Origin of the sequence: Rhizobium bangladeshense, from assembly GCF_001662075.1 — a bacterium.
In the GTDB taxonomy this organism is placed as follows: Bacteria; Pseudomonadota; Alphaproteobacteria; order Rhizobiales; family Rhizobiaceae; genus Rhizobium; species Rhizobium bangladeshense_B.
Genome location: NZ_LYPL01000011.1, coordinates 157,677 through 174,548, shown reverse-complemented (window position 1 = coordinate 174,548; position 16,872 = coordinate 157,677). Strand labels below are relative to the sequence as shown.

Annotated in this window: 21 protein-coding genes and 1 pseudogene; 11 read left to right on the top strand and 11 right to left on the bottom strand. The window is 62.3% G+C overall.

Annotated elements, in window-relative coordinates; translation table 11 throughout:
* Positions 1–562: 562 nt before the first annotated feature.
* From A7X77_RS21550 to A7X77_RS21525, 6 genes are all read left to right on the top strand, one after another.
* Complete coding sequence (locus tag A7X77_RS21550; protein WP_064684872.1) at positions 563–1,267, top strand: CerR family C-terminal domain-containing protein; 705 nt, start codon at positions 563–565, stop codon at positions 1,265–1,267.
* A complete protein-coding gene (gene hlyD, locus A7X77_RS21545; RefSeq protein WP_064684871.1) occupies positions 1,264–2,277 on the top strand; it encodes a secretion protein HlyD in 1,014 nt (337 codons plus the stop codon). Before A7X77_RS21550 ends, hlyD begins: the two co-directional genes overlap by 4 nt.
* Complete coding sequence (locus A7X77_RS21540) at positions 2,274–4,031, top strand: ATP-binding cassette domain-containing protein (RefSeq protein ID WP_064684870.1); 1,758 nt, start codon at positions 2,274–2,276, stop codon at positions 4,029–4,031. The genes hlyD and A7X77_RS21540 overlap by 4 nt, the downstream gene beginning before the upstream one ends.
* A complete protein-coding gene (locus A7X77_RS21535; RefSeq protein WP_064684869.1) occupies positions 4,028–5,155 on the top strand; it encodes an ABC transporter permease in 1,128 nt (375 codons plus the stop codon). The genes A7X77_RS21540 and A7X77_RS21535 overlap by 4 nt, the downstream gene beginning before the upstream one ends.
* Position 5,156: 1 nt before the next feature.
* Complete coding sequence (locus A7X77_RS21530) at positions 5,157–6,269, top strand: ABC transporter permease (RefSeq protein WP_064684868.1); 1,113 nt, start codon at positions 5,157–5,159, stop codon at positions 6,267–6,269.
* 117 nt (positions 6,270–6,386) lie between these two features.
* A complete protein-coding gene (locus A7X77_RS21525; RefSeq protein WP_064684867.1) occupies positions 6,387–6,782 on the top strand; it encodes a DUF1236 domain-containing protein in 396 nt (131 codons plus the stop codon).
* A gap of 103 nt (positions 6,783–6,885) precedes the next feature.
* Here the strand turns inward: A7X77_RS21525 and A7X77_RS21520 are convergent, their stop codons facing one another.
* The 5 genes from A7X77_RS21520 to A7X77_RS21500 all read right to left on the bottom strand — a co-directional run bounded on the left by A7X77_RS21520 (position 6,886) and on the right by A7X77_RS21500 (position 10,316).
* Complete coding sequence (locus tag A7X77_RS21520; protein WP_064684866.1) at positions 6,886–7,323, bottom strand: EamA family transporter; 438 nt, start codon at positions 7,321–7,323, stop codon at positions 6,886–6,888.
* Between the two features lie 39 nt (positions 7,324–7,362).
* Entirely contained in the window at positions 7,363–8,406 is a 1,044-nt protein-coding gene (locus A7X77_RS21515; protein ID WP_064684865.1) for a Gfo/Idh/MocA family protein, read from the bottom strand.
* Positions 8,407–8,415: 9 nt separating this feature from the next.
* Positions 8,416–9,201, bottom strand: a complete 786-nt coding sequence (locus tag A7X77_RS21510) for a ThuA domain-containing protein (protein WP_064684864.1) — start codon at positions 9,199–9,201, stop codon at positions 8,416–8,418.
* 191 nt (positions 9,202–9,392) lie between these two features.
* Positions 9,393–9,734, bottom strand: coding sequence for an SMR family transporter (locus A7X77_RS21505; RefSeq protein ID WP_064684863.1), 342 nt, complete (start codon positions 9,732–9,734; stop codon positions 9,393–9,395).
* A 21-nt stretch (positions 9,735–9,755) separates the two neighbouring features.
* A complete protein-coding gene (locus A7X77_RS21500; RefSeq protein WP_064684862.1) occupies positions 9,756–10,316 on the bottom strand; it encodes a TetR/AcrR family transcriptional regulator in 561 nt (186 codons plus the stop codon).
* Positions 10,317–10,481: 165 nt separating this feature from the next.
* Between A7X77_RS21500 and A7X77_RS21495 the strand changes: the two genes are divergently transcribed.
* A complete protein-coding gene (locus A7X77_RS21495; protein ID WP_064684946.1) occupies positions 10,482–10,892 on the top strand; it encodes a group II truncated hemoglobin in 411 nt (136 codons plus the stop codon).
* Complete coding sequence (locus A7X77_RS21490; RefSeq protein WP_064684861.1) at positions 10,889–11,260, top strand: DUF423 domain-containing protein; 372 nt, start codon at positions 10,889–10,891, stop codon at positions 11,258–11,260. Before A7X77_RS21495 ends, A7X77_RS21490 begins: the two co-directional genes overlap by 4 nt.
* Here A7X77_RS21490 and A7X77_RS21485 read toward each other — a convergent pair.
* The 6 genes and pseudogenes from A7X77_RS21485 to A7X77_RS21460 all read right to left on the bottom strand — a co-directional run bounded on the left by A7X77_RS21485 (position 11,257) and on the right by A7X77_RS21460 (position 14,500).
* A pseudogene (locus A7X77_RS21485) lies at positions 11,257–11,626 on the bottom strand (bleomycin resistance protein). The gene A7X77_RS21490 and the pseudogene A7X77_RS21485 sit on opposite strands and share 4 nt — an antisense overlap.
* Positions 11,623–11,937, bottom strand: a complete 315-nt coding sequence (locus tag A7X77_RS21480; RefSeq protein WP_064684859.1) for an antibiotic biosynthesis monooxygenase family protein — start codon at positions 11,935–11,937, stop codon at positions 11,623–11,625. Before A7X77_RS21480 ends, A7X77_RS21485 begins: the two are co-directional and overlap by 4 nt.
* Positions 11,938–11,946: 9 nt before the next feature.
* Positions 11,947–12,216, bottom strand: a complete 270-nt coding sequence (locus A7X77_RS21475; protein WP_064684858.1) for a hypothetical protein — start codon at positions 12,214–12,216, stop codon at positions 11,947–11,949.
* The gene (locus A7X77_RS21470; RefSeq protein ID WP_064684857.1) at positions 12,213–12,620 is read right to left on the bottom strand and encodes a DUF2325 domain-containing protein; all 408 of its coding nucleotides are present in this window, start codon (positions 12,618–12,620) and stop codon (positions 12,213–12,215) included. The genes A7X77_RS21475 and A7X77_RS21470 overlap by 4 nt, the downstream gene beginning before the upstream one ends.
* 107 nt (positions 12,621–12,727) lie before the next feature.
* Positions 12,728–14,017, bottom strand: coding sequence for a cell envelope integrity protein TolA (locus A7X77_RS21465; protein WP_064684856.1), 1,290 nt, complete (start codon positions 14,015–14,017; stop codon positions 12,728–12,730).
* Positions 14,018–14,074: 57 nt separating this feature from the next.
* Positions 14,075–14,500, bottom strand: a complete 426-nt coding sequence (locus A7X77_RS21460; protein WP_064684855.1) for a hypothetical protein — start codon at positions 14,498–14,500, stop codon at positions 14,075–14,077.
* A gap of 176 nt (positions 14,501–14,676) precedes the next feature.
* Here A7X77_RS21460 and hemP point away from each other — a divergent pair, with 176 nt between their 5' ends.
* From hemP to A7X77_RS21445, 3 genes are read left to right on the top strand one after another with little or no spacing between them, the layout of a single operon-like run.
* Positions 14,677–14,859 carry a hemin uptake protein HemP gene (hemP, locus tag A7X77_RS21455; RefSeq protein ID WP_064684854.1) on the top strand — a complete coding sequence of 61 codons (183 nt, stop codon included), beginning with the start codon at positions 14,677–14,679 and terminating at the stop codon, positions 14,857–14,859.
* Between the two features lie 21 nt (positions 14,860–14,880).
* On the top strand, positions 14,881–15,930 hold the full coding sequence (locus A7X77_RS21450; protein ID WP_064684853.1) for a hemin-degrading factor: 1,050 nt from the start codon (positions 14,881–14,883) through the stop codon (positions 15,928–15,930).
* Positions 15,931–15,941: 11 nt separating this feature from the next.
* Positions 15,942–16,871, top strand: coding sequence for a heme/hemin ABC transporter substrate-binding protein (locus tag A7X77_RS21445; protein WP_064684852.1), 930 nt, complete (start codon positions 15,942–15,944; stop codon positions 16,869–16,871).
* The last annotated feature ends 1 nt before the right edge of the window (position 16,872 follow it).

The following is a 16,872-nucleotide window of genomic DNA, read 5'->3' as shown; positions in this document are numbered from 1 at the left end:
TGCAATGCCAATGATGTGAACGCTGGCTCGCAGTCTACAGAATGCGATCCAGCTTTTTGTTGATGTGCAAATTGGGCATCAATCCCGCACTCTGGGCAGCATGATAGGATTCTCGCGCCGCGTCGAACGAGATCGACCACATAATGGCGCTCAGCAGGAGCGCGATAATATAGATTTGGATACGCATCGCACTGGCGATACGGAAGGAGCAAGGCAGCTTTGTGTCAAAAAATGAGCGTATAACGAGAAAAACAGCGGGATTGTCGTTCCGTGGCGGACGAGCCCAGACTGATTAGTATCGTCGAAATCAGCGACGCTGCAGCGCCACTGTTAGCAGTCACCCATATCCCTAGAGGTCCGTTTGCACGGGCGTCTTTTGCTTTTTCCTGCCGGCGCATCCAGGCAAATCCCGACTGCCCGAGGAGGAAAGCTTGGTCTGCCCGGCAATCCTCCCGTCCCTTAACACTGTCTCGAAGGATCAATTCCCTGCCGTCAAAAAACGCAGCGTTCACGAATATATCATTCGATTGACTGATTTATGCGTTGGTGTTATAAGTCCGTCATGACAGAGAACAACGATACCCAAAACTCACCCACTTCCGCCCGCGCCGAGATCGCGCGCCAGAAGATGCTGACGGCCGCTCTCGACGTATTCGGGCGCTACGGCTTCGATGGCGCTTCGACCCGCCAGCTGACCGAGGCCGCCGGCGTCAACCTGCAGGCAATCCCCTATTATTTCGGCAGCAAGGAAGGCCTCTACATCGCCACCGCCGAATATCTGATGACGCGGATCGACGCCCATGTCAGCGGCATGCGGGCGCGCATCGGCGCGCATCTGATGGCGCTCGATGCAGCCGGCGAACCGCTCGGCGAAGCCCAGGCGCGCGCCTTCCTCACCGAAGTCCTCCAGACCATGGTGACGCTCTTCGTTGCGAAGGAATCCGAACCCTGGGCCCGCTTTCTGATCCGAGAGCAGATGGAGCCGACCGAAGCTTTCAGGCGGGTCTATCAGGGCATCATGCGGCCGATGATCGAGATGGGTCGCCGGCTCGTCGGCGCCATTCTGCGCGAGGATCCGGCGTCCGAACATGTGCGCCTGCGCACCTTCAATCTCGTCGGCAGCATCCTCATCTTCCGCTTCGCCCATGCTTCCGTGCTCGCCCAAATGGAATGGGAGACCTTTGGCCCCGAGCAGGTGGAAATCCTGCGGCGCCTGGCCGCCGAACTGGCCGATGTCATCGGCCAGCCGAAAGGCGGTGCAGCATGAAACGCATCTTTCCCTTCGCCATCCTTATCCTTATCGCCGGCGGCGCTGCCGCATGGTGGTACGGCGTGCCGGAGAAGCTCGGCTGGCTGCCCGAAGCCCGCCGCGAATTCGTCCTTTACGGCAATGTCGATATCCGCCAGGTCTCGCTCGGCTTTCGCGTCAGCGGCCGCCTCTCCGAACTCCGCGTCGACGAGGGCGATGTCGTCAAGAGGGACGAGGTCCTGGCGACGCTCGACGCCGCGCCCTATGAGTTCGCCGTCCGCTCCGGCGAGGCCAATGCCGCAGCGCTTCGCGCAACGCTCGACAAGCTGAAGGCCGGTCCGCGGCCGACCGAAATCGCCCAGGCGCGTGCCGCCTATGACGAGAGCCTCGCCGATCTTGAAAATGCCAACCTCGCCTATGAGCGCGCCCGCCAGCTTCGCCCGCAGGGCACGATTTCCGAGGCGAGCCTCGATCAGGCGACCGCCGCAAAGGCAATGGCCGCCGCCCGCTCCCAGTCCGCCAATGAGGCGTTGAAACTGCTTGAGGAAGGCTCGCGCGTCGAGGATATCGCCGCCGCCGACGCCCAGCTGAAGGCCGCCGAGGCAACGCTCGCCTCGGCCCGCACCTCTCTCGCCGACACCGAGCTGCGCGCGCCGAACGATGGCATCATCCTCTCCCGGGTGCGCGAGAACGGCGCGATCGTCTCGCCGGCCGATACCGTCTTCGTGCTCTCCCTGACCGAGCCCGTCTGGGTGCGCAGCTATGTCGCCGAGCCCGATCTCGGCCGCATCCACCCCGGCATGAAGGTCTCCGTCGCCTCCGATACGGCGCCGGAGAAGCCCTACGAGGGAACGATCGGCTTCATCTCGCCCGTTGCCGAATTCACGCCGAAATCAGTGGAGACGCCGGAGCTCAGGACCGATCTCGTCTATCGCCTGAGGATCGTCATCGACAAGCCCGGCCCGGATCTGCGCCAGGGCATGCCGGTCACCGTGCGACTTTCCCAGCCTGCGGCAGGCGGACAATGACCGCCGCCGAGACCGCCTCCCAGACAGGTTGGGATGACAGCCCGCTCGTCCGGATCGACGCCGTCACCAAACGTTTCGGCGACGCTCCCCCTGCTCTTGACAGAGTCTCCGGCACGATCGCCGGCGGTGCGATCACCGGCCTCGTCGGCCCCGATGGCGCCGGCAAGACGACGCTGATCCGCCTGATGACCGGGCTGATGCTGCCCGACAGCGGAACGGTGGAGGTTCTCGGCTTCGACACCAGGAAGAATGACGCCGGCATCCAGGCGGCGATCGGCTACATGCCGCAGCGCTTCGGCCTCTATGAAGACCTCTCGGTGCAGGAAAATCTCGATCTCTACGCCGATCTGCGCGGCCTGCCGAAGAGCGAACGCGCGAGCACCTTCGACGAATTGCTGAGCTTCACCGATCTCAAACGCTTCACCGGCCGGCTGGCCGGCAAACTCTCCGGCGGCATGAAGCAGAAGCTCGGCCTTGCCTGCGCGCTTCTGAAGAAGCCGCGTCTGCTGCTGCTCGACGAACCGGGCGTCGGCGTCGACCCGATTTCGCGGCGCGACCTGTGGAAGATGGTCGAGAACCTGACGAGAGAAGGTATCGGCGTGCTCTGGTCGACCGCCTACCTCGACGAGGCCGAAGCCTGCGACCACGTGCTGCTCCTGAACCAGGGCAAGCTGTTTTTTTCAGGCAAACCCGAAGAGATGACCGAGCGCATGAGCGACCGGGTCTTCAGAGTATCCGGCGTCAAAGGTCGCCGCCGGCAGGTGCTCGCCGAACTCCTTGAAGCCAATGGTGTCATCGACGGCGTGATCCAGGGCGAAGCGATCCGTCTCGTTGCGGCAAAGGACATGAAACCCGATATCGACACTGCCGGCGGCAGTGCAACGCTCACTGCCGCCACGCCCCGCTTCGAGGATGCCTTTGTCGATATGCTGGGCGGCGGCCCCGGCGGCCGCTCCAGGCTCGCCGAGGCGCAAGAACCGCTGAAGGCCGAGGGCGACCGGCCGGTGATCGAGGCCCGGGGCCTCACCAAACGCTTCGGCGATTTCACCGCCGCCGAGGACATCAGCTTCGACATCCGCCGCGGCGAGATCTTCGGCCTGCTCGGCCCGAACGGCGCCGGCAAATCCACCACCTTCAAGATGCTCTGCGGCCTGTTGAAGCCGACCGGCGGCGAAGGCCGCGTCGCCGGTTTCGATCTTCGCCGCGATGCCGCCGAGGCGCGCAATCAGCTCGGCTACATGGCGCAGAAATTCTCGCTCTATGGCGATCTCACGGTCATGCAGAACCTTGAGTTCTTCGCCGGCGTCTACGGCCTTCGCGGACAGCACAGACGCGAGCGCATCGCGCTGATGGCCGATATCTTCGATTTCGGCCGCCATGGCCGCGAGGCCGCCAAGGATCTGCCGCTCGGCCTCAAGCAGCGCCTGGCGCTCGCCTGCGCCGTCATGCACGAACCGCGCGCCCTGTTCCTGGACGAACCGACATCGGGCGTCGACCCGATCACTCGGCGCGAGTTCTGGACGCATATCAACGGATTGGTCGAAAAGGGCGTCACCGTGCTCGTCACCACCCATTTCATGGACGAGGCGGAATATTGCGACCGCATCTCGCTGATCTATCGCGGCCGCTCGATCGCGCTCGGCTCGCCCGATGAATTGAAGGCCAGGGTGGCGACCGAAGAGCAGCCGGACCCGACGATGGAGGATGCCTTCATCGCGCTGGTGCAGCAGTCGGAAGCGGAGGACGCGGCATGAACACATCCGGCGGCCGCCTTCGGCGTCTCTTTGCCCTTGTGCGCAAGGAAAGCTTTCAGGCGATCCGCGACCCGAGCAGCATCCTCATCGCCTTCGTGCTGCCGCTGATCCTACTGTTTCTCTTCGGTTATGGCGTCTCGCTCGATACCACCCGCACCCGCATCGGCTTGATCGCGGAAGAGATGACGCCGCTGACGCAGGATCTCGCGGCCAGCTTCCAGGCTTCGCGTTATTTCGATGTGGCGATCGGCCGCGACCGACGCCTGTTCGAGGAAGACCTCGTGCTCGGCAAGGTGCGCGGCATCGTCGTCATTCCGGCCGAGTTCACCACGCGCTACACCACCGGCAACCGGCCCGACATCCAGGTGATCGTTGATGGCTCGGATCCGAACACCGCGAACTTCGTGCAGAATTATGCGCAGGGCGCCATTGCCAATTGGGAACGGCAGAGGCAGGCGGATGTCGCCTCCTCCGGTCCCCCCATCGCGGTCGAACAGCGCTTCTGGTTCAATCCGGAGCTGACCAGCCGCAACTTCCTCGTGCCGGGCTCGATCGCCATCGTGATGACGCTGGTCGGCACGCTTCTGACCTCGCTGGTCGTCGCCCGCGAATGGGAGCGCGGCACGATGGAGGCGATGATGGCGACGCCGGTAACCGCGGTCGAGCTGCTCGCCGGCAAGATCCTACCCTATTTCCTGCTCGGCCTCACCTCGATGACGCTCTGCGTGCTGCTTGCCGTCTTTCTCTTCGGCGTGCCGTTCCGCGGCTCCGCCGCCGCCCTTTACGCCTTGTCGGCCGCCTTTCTGATCCCGGCGCTGGGGCAAGGCCTGTTGATCTCGACGGCGACGAAGAACCAGTTCCTCGCCTCGCAACTGGCACTGATCTCCGCTTTTCTGCCGGCCTTCCTGCTGTCCGGCTTCCTGTTCGAGATCAACTCCATGCCTGAGATCATCCAGTGGATCACCTTCATCGTGCCGGCGCGTTACCTGATCCCCAGTCTGCAGACGGTGTTCCTCGCCGGCGACATCTGGCCGATGTTCGTTCAAGCCATTGCCGTCATGCTGACGATCGGCGCCATCATGTTCGTGCTCGCGGCGCGCAGCACCCGAAAGAGGATCGGCTGAGATGGGATGGACAAGGCTTTACGCCCTCATCGTCAAGGAACTGCTCGCCGTGCTGCGCGACCCCAAGGGCCGCGCCATCCTGATCGGCCCGCCGATCGTCCAGCTTCTGGTCTTTTCCTATGCCGCCACGCTCGAAGTGCGCAATGTTGACGTCATGATCTTCAACCGCGACAGCGGCCACTGGGGCCAGGAACTGATCGAGCGCATCGATGGCTCGCCGACCTTTCGCACTATCGAGATCGCCGCCAATCAGGCCGAAGTTCAGGTGGCAATCGACAACCAGGCGGTGATCGCAGCGATCGAAATCGGCCCGGATTTCTCCCGCAACATCGAGGCGAAAGCGCCGGCCGATCTGCAGGTGATCCTCGACGGCCGCCGTTCCAATGCCTCGCAGATCGTCGCCGGCTACCTCTCGCAGATCAGCGCCGCCCTTGCCGCCGAGACGCCGGCAGGCAGGCGCGCCGGCCCCGAGATGGTTTCGACCATGCCCCGCAACTGGTTCAACCCCAACCTCACCTATCAGTGGTTCATGGTCCCGAACCTGATCGCCAGCATCGCGCTTTTGATCGGCCTGATCGTCACCGCCTTGTCGATCGCCCGCGAGCGCGAGCTCGGCACCTTCGATCAGCTGATGGTCTCGCCGCTGCGCCTGCACGAGATCCTGATCGGCAAGCTGATCCCGCCGATGATGATCGGCCTGTTCCACATCACGGTCTATATCCTGGCCGCCGTCTTCCTCTTCGAGGTGCCGCTGCGCGGCTCGCTCTTCCTGCTTTACGGCAGCGCCATCTTCTACCTCGGCTCGGTCGCCGGCCTCGGCCTCTTCATCTCGGCGCTGTCGATGACGCAGCAGCAGGCGATCCTCGGCGCCTTCCTGTTCATGGTCCCGGCCATGCTGCTTTCCGGCTTCGCGACCCCGATCGAGAACATGCCGGGCTGGCTGCAGCCAATAACCTTCATCAATCCGCTGCGCTATTTCCTGGTGATCGTCAAAGGCGTTTTCCTCAAGGACATCCCCTTGAGCGAGGTGATAAACCAGACGATCCCGCTGGCGCTGATCGCCAGCGTCACGCTCAGCGCCGCCGCCTGGCTCTTCCGCCGGCGGCTGGAATGAGGCGATTTCAGCCGCCTCACAGAATGTGAACCGGGCTTCCAAAGCGTGAATCTCCTGCCGGAACATCGGCCAGGCGGCGTCGTTACCCAGACGCAACCCCAGCAAAGGAGAAGCAAAATGTACAAGATTCTACTTGTCTCCGGCGCCCTTGCGCTTTCGTCTTTCGCCACCAACGCGCTTGCTGACGGCGCCGTCACCGGTGCGGCTGGCGGCGCCATCACCGGCGCGATTGTCGGTGGCCCCGTAGGTGCCGCCGTTGGCGGCATAGCCGGCGGTGTCGTCGGTGCTGTCGTCGATCCGCCGCCGCGCGAGGTCGTCACCTATGTCGAACAACAGCCGGCCCCGACTTCTCGCGTGGTCGTCGAACAACCGATCGTCGTCGGCAAGCCACTTCCAGCTGATGTCGTCGTCACTCCGGTGCCCGACAACCCGAAATATGCCTATACCGTCGTCAACGATCGCCGTGTGATCGTCGAGCCCCGCACCCACCGCGTGGTGCAGGTGATTGAATAATAAGATCGTCGAAGCCGCCTGCGGCGGCTCGGCTACCTCAAGCCCCGCTTCGGCGGGGCCTTTTTCGTTTGCTTGCGCCAACGCGCCCATGCCCGTCGCCGGTTCAAGCCCTGTAGGCGACGAGCACGGCGCCTCCGGCAATCATGATGACGCCGAGCCAGTTCGACAGCGTCAGGCGTTCACCCAGGCAGAGCACAGCAAAGACAGAGACGAAGACGACGGACAGCTTGTCGATAGGCGCCACCCGGGCGGCATCACCGAGCTTCAAGGCGCGGAAATAACAAATCCAGGATGCGCCGGTGGCAAGACCGGAGAGCACTAGGAACAGCCAGCTCCTGCTCGACACCGACGACGGCTCCTGCCAACTGCCTGATATGGAGACCATGATTGCCGCCGCCATCAGGATAACGATGGTGCGAATGAAGGTCGCGAAGTCGGAATTGACGTTCTCGACGCCGACCTTTGCGAAAATCGCGGTGAGCGCTGCGAAGCAGGCGGAAAGAAGCGCCCAAAGCGGCCAGCTTGTGAGAATGCTTTTCATGCAGCTTGTCTCGCTCCTCCGCCTCCTTCTCCAGCAGGATCAGACCTTCAGCTCGCGCCGCTCACGCTCGGTGACCATGGCGAGGTCGAGAACCTTCTGCAGGTTGGCGGCGTGGCGGAAATTGGGATCCGGCTGGATGCGGCTTGCTACCGCCTCAGCGAAGCGCTGGTAGTTGGTCGGCACCGGCGTCACCTCGATCTCCCTCCAGGTGGCGGTCTCGGCATCTTCGCCGAGGCAGCCGCGCAACTCGGAACCGCCGGGGCGATGTATGACCTCGAGGCTGCCCTTCTCGCCGTAGATGCGCAGCTTCAGTTCATTAAGATGGCCCGTCGCCCAGCGGCTGGCATGGATGACGCCGAGCGCGCCGTTGGCGAAATCGACCGACATGGTGAAGCTGTCATTGGCGTCGAGCATATATTCGCCGATCTGGCCGCCCGGCGCCTTGTTGAAGGTCTTCAGCCGCGCAAAGACATGATCGATGTCGGTCGCCGCGCCATAGGCGGCGAAATCGAGTATGTGGATGCCGACATCGCCGAGCACGCCGTTCGAGCCATGGCCGGTGGACAGCCGCCACAGCCAGGTCGATTCCGTGCGCCAGTCGCCCCAGGCGCGCGAGACGAGCCAGCTCTGCAGATAGGATGCCTCGACATGTTTGATCGTGCCGAGCTCGCCGGCGAGCACCATCTCGCGGGCGCGCTGAAGCGGCGCCACATTGCGATAGGTGAGGTTGACCATGTTGATGATGCCGGCCTTTTCGGCCGCTTCCGTCATCTCCAGCGCCTTCGGATAGTTTTCCGCCAGCGGCTTCTCGCAGAGCACATGTTTGCCGGCTGCGATCAGCGCCAGCGTCGTCGGGTGATGGATGCGGTCGGGCGTAATGTTCGTCGCCGCATCGAATTCACCCCAGGCGATCGCCTCATCCAGCGACAGAAACCGCTTTTCGATGCCGAACTTGTCGGCGAAGGCGGAAAGCCGGTCGGGATCGGTGTCGACGGCGGCGACCACCGTTACGCCGTCGATTTTGCTGAAGTGGGTGAGCTGGCTTTTCGCCATCACGCCCGTGCCAAGAACGAGTAGTCGCATGAATGCTCCTCAGCGGTAACCGGCTTCGCCGGCCTGGTGCAGTCTCGGGCCGCGTTCGACGATCGGCTCCAGCGCCTTTTCTACCGGCACATTTGGAGCGTCGGTAATGGCAGTCAACGCCGCTTCAGGGTTATAGGCCCACTTGACGCCATTGATCAGCACCTTCTGGATGGTGGCGTCATGATAGGTCGGATAGGTCTCGTGGCCGGGGCGGAAGTAGAAGATGTTGCCGGCGCCGCGGCGCCAGGTCAGGCCGGAACGGAAGACTTCCCCGCCCTGGAACCAGGAGATGAACACCGTTTCCAGCGGCTCCGGCACCGAGAACTGCTCGCCGTACATTTCCTCGTTCTCGAGCTCGAAATGCTCGCCGATGCCGGCGGCGATCGGATGGCGCGGATTGATCGTCCACAGCCGCTCGCGCTCGCCCGCCTCGCGCCACTTCAGCGCGCAGGGCGTGCCCATCAGCCGCTTGAAGATCTTGGAGAAATGACCGGAATGCAGCACCAGCAGGCCCATGCCCTCCCAGACGCGCTTGGCGACGCGTTCGACGACGACGTCGGAGACGGCGCCGTGATCCTTGTGGCCCCACCAGGTCAGCACGTCGGTTTCGGCAAGCCGGGCTTCGCTAAGGCCATGCTCCGGCTCCTGCAGCGTCGCCGTCGCCGCCGAGATGGCCGGATCGGCATTCAGCGCATTGGCAATCGCCGTGTGCATGCCCTCGGGATAGATGCCGCGGACGATCTCATTGGTATTCTCGTGAATATTCTCTCCCCAGACGACGGTGCGAATGGCCATGCTGTGCTCCTGTAGAGTGGAAAGCTCTCGAAAGGCGGGAAGGTAGGATTCAAAGCGCTTTGGAAAATAGCGCCGCGTGCGCCTCGCTCTCCTCCACGTTTAGCAACACATAGCCCTTTGTCAGGAATTTGACAAAGGGGAAAATTTGTCTCGTGGCCCGGACACCAGTTTTATGAAATATCCCAGCAATATCAATGCGAAACTGATTTCGAAAACAGGTTGACCACGACGACGCCGGATACGATCAGCCCAAGCCCGAGGATTGCCGGCAGGTCGAGCCGTTGCTTGAAGAAGATCAGCCCGACCGAGGAAATCAGCACGATTCCCAAAGCGCTCCAAATCGCATAGGCGATACCAACGGGGATATTCTTCAACGTAAGCGACAGGCAATAGAAGGCTGCCGCATAACAGGCGACGACGAGCGCCGTTGGCCCGATGCGGGTGAACTGCTGCGACAATTGCAGCGCAGTCGTGCCGATGACTTCGAGCACGATGGCGGCAAAAAGCAGCCCGTAAACGGCGGCCTGGCTCATGACGAATTCCCTTTCGGATTACTAGCCGGTCAGTTCCACGAGGCGGCCGATAAGATCCCGCCTCAGGGCATCGTCGATGTCGTGGCTTTCCAGCGTGTCTGCGAACCAAAGCCCGTCGGCGGCAAACCGCGCGATCTGGGCGTCGAGCGAGGAGTCCGTGCCGACATACTCTTCTGCCCGCGCCTGCACCCACTGGCGCCAGCGCAGACGCAGCCTCGGTTCGGCAAGCAGCGCGATCGTCACCTGCGTCCAGTTCCTGGAATCGTCGGGACGGTCCTTGAGGCCGGATACCGCCATGACATAGGCGCGGGTGAAACGCCCCTGCGGCAGCGGATCACTCCGCATCAGCTCCTCGATGTCGGCGTCGAACGTTTCAAGCAGGCTCTCGAACAGGGCGTCGAGCAACGCATTCTTCGTCGGGAAGTGATGCAGCAGCCCGCCCTTGCTGACGCTGGAGGCAGCCGAAACCGCATCGAGTGTGACCGCGACCATGCCTTCGCTCGCGGCAAGACGCGCGGCGACATCCAGCAATTGCTGGCGCACGAGAGCCGGTTGTTTCTTGCGGTGATGAGCGTTCGACATGCGAGATAAAGATACCGTCCGGACGGTTTTGTCAAGAAGAATCGATGAACCCCTGCCGCGCCGGCATTATGCGCGAAATGCCGCGGCAGCTTGATGACAGTTGCGATCATTTTCCGCCCGGTGCATGAAGGTCGGGCGGATGGCAATGATATCGGGAATGGTTTCGTGACGGAAAAAGTCATCACTCTCTATGAGGCGATCGGCGGCGATCCGGCCGTGCGGGCGCTGACGCATCGCTTCTACACGCTGATGGACACGCTGGAGGAGGCAAGAAACGTGCGCGCCGTGCATCCGCCGAACCTCCAAGGCAGCGAAGAGAAATTCTACGAATACATGACCGGCTATCTCGGCGGCCCGCCGCTTTACACAGACAAGCGCGGCCATCCGCGCCTGCGCAGCCGCCATTTCGTCGCCGAGATCGGCCCGGTCGAGCGCGACGAATGGCTGCTCTGCTTCCGCCGCGCGCTCGATGAGACGATCGCCAGCCACCCGCTGCGCGACCTGATCTGGGCGCCGGTCGAACGCCTTGCCTACCATATGCAGAACAAGGCCACTGACACCGAGGAACAGCCATGAGCCTGAATGCGCGTCTAGAGCCGGTGCTCTATCTCTTTGCCGGCCTGTTCGGCGTGGCCGGCGTCGCGCTTGCCGCCCTTGCCGCCCATGGCGGCGACCAAGCCCGCCTTGCGGCTTCGGCATCCGCCATGTGTCTCGCGCATGCTCCTGCCCTGCTGGCATTGGCCCTCGGCACGGCAAGGCTCAAAACCGCGGGGCTGGCCGGTTTCCTCATGATTGTCGGAACGTTGCTCTTTGCGGGCGACCTGGTGACGCTGCGCTTTACCGGCGCCGACCTCTTCCCCTATGCCGCGCCGACCGGCGGATGGGCGATGATGCTCGGCTGGCTGGCCGTTGCGGCAGGCGCCGGCTTCCGCGTCAAAGCTTAGCCGCGCTGCTGCGGCACGCGGCCGAAGCGCAAGAGGTTGCCGTGTGGATCATGGATATAGAATTCTTCCATGTTCCACGGCCGCACTTTCATCTCGCTCAGACGTTCGACACCCTTTTCGCGATATTCCGAATGAAGGGCGCCGATACCGCCGCCTCGGAGATAGACGGAGGTCTTCTCGCAGAGCACGGCATCTTCGGTGCGCCAGAAATGCAGCTCCATGTCGTCACGCCGCAGGATGAGATAATCCCCCGCCTGATAGACGACATTCGCAAAGCCGAGCTTGTCTCGATAAAAGGCGAGCGTCGCATCGATATCGAGCGACGGCAACGGGGAGGACCTCGATTCGATCAGGCCCCTGGTTCATATACCATCGACCACATTGAAGCCCTCAAACACCGGCGGCCCCTTGTACATCGCCTTGCGGTCGCCGGCATCTCGGTGCGCGGCGCGAAAATTCTCGGACTTCGTCCAGTTCTGAAAATCCGCTTCGCTCTTCCAGACCGTGTGCGAGGAATAGAGCGTATAGCCTTCCTCTTCGTTGGCCTTGCCGCGCAGCAGGCGGAATTCGACGAAACCGGGCACTTCGGCCAGGCTGGAATCGCGATTGCGCCAGACCGTTTCGAAATCGCCCTCGGTCCCGGTTACGACCTTGAAGCGGTTCATTGCAATATACATGAAATCTCCTTACGCCTTCTTGGCCGCCTTCGCAGCAGGCAAGGGAAAGGCGAGAATATTATTGCCGTTTGCCGCCGCCGCGCCGAGCGGTCTCGTGGCCGCCTCCCCAGGCATACGCGCCTCCCAGGTGGGGAACAACGTCACATTCTGATAGATCTGCTGGCGTGCGGTGTGCTGCTGGAACAGTTCGTAGAGTTCGGGCACGAGGCCGTCGCCGCTTTGTGCGGCGAGCTTGTGCAGACCGATCATGGTGAAGCCGTCGGGGCGCTGGTCGTTCATCGGGAATTGTCTCGTTCGTTCATCGTCTGCAGCGCACGTTCCAGGCTGGACTTGCTGCCGTTTCGAAGCGGGATGAAGGCCTTGCTGAACTTCTTGCAGCCGGTCTTTACGCGCAGGCAGGCATCGTGGCTGATACAGTCGATGGGGCAGAACACGCAGTCGACGGAGGGAAGCAGCGTGTCGATGCGGGAAACCGCTTCGCGCAGGCCGCCATCGTGATGAATGAGCTCGGCGCCGAAATTGCTGGCGATCTGGCGCAGATGCGCCACCTGGCAGTCGCGCCCGCCGACATAGAGGAAACTGCGGCCATCCAGTTTGGACCGTCCGGGGGATGCCTGACTTGCGTCCTCGCCCGCGCTGTCGCGGCCCTCCCGGTTCGAACCCTTCTTGCCCTTGCGAGCCATTTACCACCCGTTCGCTCGTTGATCGTCACACGATTCCTGCGTGTGCGAACGGACCTTATTAAACTTGATTTTAGAGTAAAGTATAAAGTTGATTGTTTTTATCATATTTATTCCCTCCCGATCTCGAAGACCTGCGTGAAGCTCATTGAGATTCCGCCTGGAGGCGGACTGAAGGGAGATGCGCGCCGCACAGCCTCAGCAGCCGCCCGATCGATCTCCGGAACGCCCGAGCTTCTGGAGATGACAGCAGAGACAAGATTACCGCTTCCAGCGATGGTCAGCGTCACTCCGGCCGTCCCACTAACATTCTTCGGCTCGCGAAGGGCGCGCCGGATGCGTGAACGAACCTTTCCGCCATAGTTGGCGCGGGCGGCTGTGCCTACCCCGTTATTATTGCTGGCGGCTTGCGAATTGCGGTCTGACTGGGCCGACGGATTACCTTCAGCAACGCCACGCATAGAATCCTGCTGCGCTTCGCCCTTCGACCCGGCAGCCTTCTTCAGTGGGCGCTTTTTCTCGATCGGTTTCGGCTTTTCCTCAGTCACCGCTTTCGGTTTCGGCTTCGGCGTCACGACCTCTTCCGGCACATCTGGTTCCGGCTGCACCTCGGCCGTTTCGAAGGGCTTGACCTCTTCTGGCTCGACTGCGGCGACAGGAGGGGTCTCGGATGGTTGGAATTCCGGGGGTATCTCGTCAGCAGGCTTCTGCTCCTCGGGAACGATCGTCGACATCTGTTGTGCGACGGCAGTTTCCGCCGGAACTTCGGAAACGAGGATCTCCGGTTCCACCGCCGCCGCAGTCTCCGGAGAGACGCGCGTTACCTCTGGAGCGGGGGCTTGCTGGATCGGATCCTGAGTTTCTACAGGCGAAACTTCGGTTGGCTGAATCGTCTCAGGTTCGACCGCCTCTGGAATGATTTCTTCCTGTACGGTCACATCGGTCTCGCCTGCAGCGGTCTGGTCGACGTCGGAATTACCATACATCACGACGCTGACAGCTTCGCCGGCTTCCTCGATTGCTTCTTCCGAGATGTGGGGGAAGGCGACAATCAGCATTGCGGCCAACGTCGCATGGAAAATCAGCGAACAAAAGCAACTCAGCGTCACCCGCCGCCGCACCGGTGTCTTCTCTGCTTCTTGTTTTTCCACCGCCGCGTCCATCGGTGGTGCAGGAGCGGGAGTTGCCGGCGCGGCTTCCGGATGATCCGGGAAGGATGAAATCTGCGCGAAACGCGTGTAATGGATCACCGTTTCGCCGGCCGGCTGCCGCTGCGCGTTGCGCAATTCGGGAAGCTCGTGGCCGGGGTGCATTCCGGGCGTATTATCATTCAGGCTGCCGCCGGCGTCCGCCTCCCCGATGAGCACCTGTCTCGATCTGGTTTTCGCTGAAATCGCCATTGTCTATGCCTCGGACAGCCTGAAACATGCCCGCCGGAGATCATCCCCGGCGTCTTCTTATCCCTCGAAGGGAACGGAAATCTGCGAGCGGGCGACGAGGCCCTTCATGCATTCGCCGGCAGCCGGCCCGTCGCAGACCGGCGTGTCGTTGATGAGGATGCGGGTCACGCTCTCGCATTTGACATTCGGCATGTCGAACTGACGCACGCGCTTCTTGCCCTGCGGCAGATCGCGGAAATCGAGCACGGTGATGCGGTCGACGGCATTCTTGTCGTTGAAGAAGGCAAGTTCGAAGGACACCTTGTTGATGGCGGCGGGCAGTTGGTTGAGCGCGACGAAGGTCATCATGCAGCCCTTCTGCGAGGGGGCCAGCGCGTTGAGCTCGACATTGAGAGAGGCTGCCGGCGCCGTCTCCTGTGCCTGGCATACGCTCGCAACCGTCATCACCCAGCCGGCCGCAACGGCCGCAAACCTACCCGTCATGATCTTCTCCGCCATTGTCGCAGGCCGCCAGCAGGCGGCAGCAAATCAGCAATCTCAAAAACTTGACTACGTTAGTCGCCTATTGCGTCTTTAAAAAACTATGAGTAAGAAAGTCAAGTTAATTGTCACCACACCGGGGACCACCGATCCCCGGCTTCACGGAATTGCCAACCGACATGATGGTTGAAAAGCCAGATAGCTTTAAGCATGCGCCGCTGCCCAGCGAGCCGGCGGCGCAACAGCGGATCGTCGAAAGCGCGGATCTTTTCCGCGGCACGAACGAGATCGTGATCAAACACGACGGGCTGGTCTACCGCCTGAAGATCACCCGCCAGGGCAAGCTCATTCTTAATAAATAAAGGCCAATAAGTAGGTAAGACATGACTGAACAGAAAAGACCGGCGCCGGCCGAAATCCGTGCGTTTCGCGCCGAAAATCCCAAGATGCGCGAGCGCGATATCGCCGCCCGGCTGAAGATTTCCGAGGCAGCCCTCGTCGCCGCCGAAACCGGCATCAGCGTGACCCGCATCGATGGCAGCGCGCTGAAGCTTCTGGAACGCGTCACCGGCCTCGGCGAAGTGATGGCGCTGTCGCGCAACGAAAGCGCCGTGCACGAGAAGATCGGCGTCTTCGAAAACATCAAGATGGGCATGCAGAGCGCGATCGTGCTCGGCGACAACATCGACCTGCGCATCTTCCCGAGCCGCTGGGAGCATGGCTTCGCCGTATCCAAAAAGGATGGCGACCAGGAGCGTCTCAGCCTGCAATATTTCGACAAGGCGGGCAACGCCGTGCACAAGGTGCATCTGCGACCGAATTCGAATGTCGAGGCCTATCACGCGATCGTCGCCGAGCTGAAGCTCGAAGACCAGTCGCAGGAATTCGTCGAGGCGGAGATCTTCAATGCCGCCGATGAGGCCGCAGATGTCAATCGCGACGAGCTGCGCGACAACTGGAGCAAGCTCACCGACACGCATGAGTTCTTCGGCATGCTCAAGCGCCTGAAGATCGGCCGCCAGGCGGCCATCCGCAGCGTCGGCGACGACTATGCCCGGAAGCTCGACAACAGCGCGACAGCGGAGATGATGCATGCCTCGGTGAAATCAGGCCTGCCGATCATGTGCTTCGTCGCCAATAACGGCATCGTCCAAATCCATTCCGGCCCGATCTTCAACGTGCAGACCATGGGCCCGTGGATCAATATCATGGACCCGACATTTCACCTGCATCTGCGCCAGGATCACATCGCCGAGACCTGGGCCGTGCGCAAGCCGACCAAGGATGGCCACGTCACTTCGCTCGAGGCTTACAATGCTGACGGCGAGATGATCATCCAGTTCTTCGGCAAGCGCAAGGAAGGCTCTGACGAACGCGCCGAATGGCGCGAGATCATCGAAAACCTGCCGCGGGCAGCAAGTGTCGCCGCATAAGGATCGCAACGATGACGATGCGTAACAATGTGCGCCGAATCCGTCCCTGGCAACTGGCGCTGACGGCGGCGGTCATGGCGCTGCCGCTGATCACTTCGGCGCCGGCGGTCAAGGGCATCGCCTTTGTCCGCGCCGTCCACGCCGAGGACAGGAGGCTCGACACGTCGCGCCTGATTTCGGTCGGCGGCGATATTACCGAGATCGTCTATGCGCTCGGCGAGGAAAGCCGGCTGATCGCCCGCGACACGACGAGCACCTATCCGGAAGCGGCGCTGAAACTGCCCAATGTCGGTTATATGCGCGCGCTCTCGCCCGAAGGCATCCTCGCCATGAACCCGACGGCGATCATCGCCGTCGAGGGCTCGGGCCCGAAGGAGGCGCTGGCCGTGCTGAAAAATGCCAGCGTGCCCTTCGAGACCGTGCCGAGCCCGTTCACCCGCGACGGCATCATCGCCAAGATCGATCGCGTCGGCGCGCTGCTCGGCGTGCCCGACAAGGCCAAGGCGCTTGAAGGAACGGTCGCGGCCGATCTCGATGCGGCGATCGCCGACGCAGAAAAGCGCCCGGAGGCCGAACGCAAGCGCGTTCTCTTCATCCTCAGCGCCCAGAACGGCCGGATCATGGCCTCGGGCACCGGCACGGCGGCCGACGGCATCATCCAGCTTGCCGGTGCCGTCAATGCCGTCGGCGCATTCCCCGGTTATAAGCCGCTGACGGACGAGGCGATCATCGAAGCCAAGCCCGACATAATCCTGATGATGGACCGCGGCGATGCTGCCGGCACCAGAAACGAGGACCTGCTGGCCCAGCCGGCGATCGCGCTGACGCCGGCCGGCGAGAAGAAGGCGATCGTGCGGATGGACGGCATCTACCTGCTCGGCTTCGGCCCGCGCACCGCCGCCGCCGCACGCGAGCTCCACGCGGCGATCTACGGGGGCTGAC

Coding starts and splice junctions, on each gene's coding strand:
- A7X77_RS21460 (WP_064684855.1), bottom strand. CDS start 14,500: ATGACGGGTAGGTTTGCGGCCGTTGCGGCCGGCTGGGTGATGACGGTT.
- A7X77_RS21445 (WP_064684852.1), top strand. CDS start 15,942: ATGACGATGCGTAACAATGTGCGCCGAATCCGTCCCTGGCAACTGGCG.
- A7X77_RS21475 (WP_064684858.1), bottom strand. CDS start 12,216: ATGAACGACCAGCGCCCCGACGGCTTCACCATGATCGGTCTGCACAAG.
- A7X77_RS21470 (WP_064684857.1), bottom strand. CDS start 12,620: ATGGCTCGCAAGGGCAAGAAGGGTTCGAACCGGGAGGGCCGCGACAGC.
- A7X77_RS21540 (WP_064684870.1), top strand. CDS start 2,274: ATGACCGCCGCCGAGACCGCCTCCCAGACAGGTTGGGATGACAGCCCG.
- A7X77_RS21450 (WP_064684853.1), top strand. CDS start 14,881: ATGACTGAACAGAAAAGACCGGCGCCGGCCGAAATCCGTGCGTTTCGC.
- A7X77_RS21490 (WP_064684861.1), top strand. CDS start 10,889: ATGAGCCTGAATGCGCGTCTAGAGCCGGTGCTCTATCTCTTTGCCGGC.
- A7X77_RS21550 (WP_064684872.1), top strand. CDS start 563: ATGACAGAGAACAACGATACCCAAAACTCACCCACTTCCGCCCGCGCC.
- A7X77_RS21515 (WP_064684865.1), bottom strand. CDS start 8,406: ATGCGACTACTCGTTCTTGGCACGGGCGTGATGGCGAAAAGCCAGCTC.
- A7X77_RS21525 (WP_064684867.1), top strand. CDS start 6,387: ATGTACAAGATTCTACTTGTCTCCGGCGCCCTTGCGCTTTCGTCTTTC.
- hlyD (WP_064684871.1), top strand. CDS start 1,264: ATGAAACGCATCTTTCCCTTCGCCATCCTTATCCTTATCGCCGGCGGC.
- A7X77_RS21465 (WP_064684856.1), bottom strand. CDS start 14,017: ATGGCGATTTCAGCGAAAACCAGATCGAGACAGGTGCTCATCGGGGAG.
- A7X77_RS21500 (WP_064684862.1), bottom strand. CDS start 10,316: ATGTCGAACGCTCATCACCGCAAGAAACAACCGGCTCTCGTGCGCCAG.
- A7X77_RS21505 (WP_064684863.1), bottom strand. CDS start 9,734: ATGAGCCAGGCCGCCGTTTACGGGCTGCTTTTTGCCGCCATCGTGCTC.
- A7X77_RS21510 (WP_064684864.1), bottom strand. CDS start 9,201: ATGGCCATTCGCACCGTCGTCTGGGGAGAGAATATTCACGAGAATACC.
- A7X77_RS21530 (WP_064684868.1), top strand. CDS start 5,157: ATGGGATGGACAAGGCTTTACGCCCTCATCGTCAAGGAACTGCTCGCC.
- hemP (WP_064684854.1), top strand. CDS start 14,677: ATGATGGTTGAAAAGCCAGATAGCTTTAAGCATGCGCCGCTGCCCAGC.
- A7X77_RS21535 (WP_064684869.1), top strand. CDS start 4,028: ATGAACACATCCGGCGGCCGCCTTCGGCGTCTCTTTGCCCTTGTGCGC.
- A7X77_RS21480 (WP_064684859.1), bottom strand. CDS start 11,937: ATGTATATTGCAATGAACCGCTTCAAGGTCGTAACCGGGACCGAGGGC.
- A7X77_RS21520 (WP_064684866.1), bottom strand. CDS start 7,323: ATGAAAAGCATTCTCACAAGCTGGCCGCTTTGGGCGCTTCTTTCCGCC.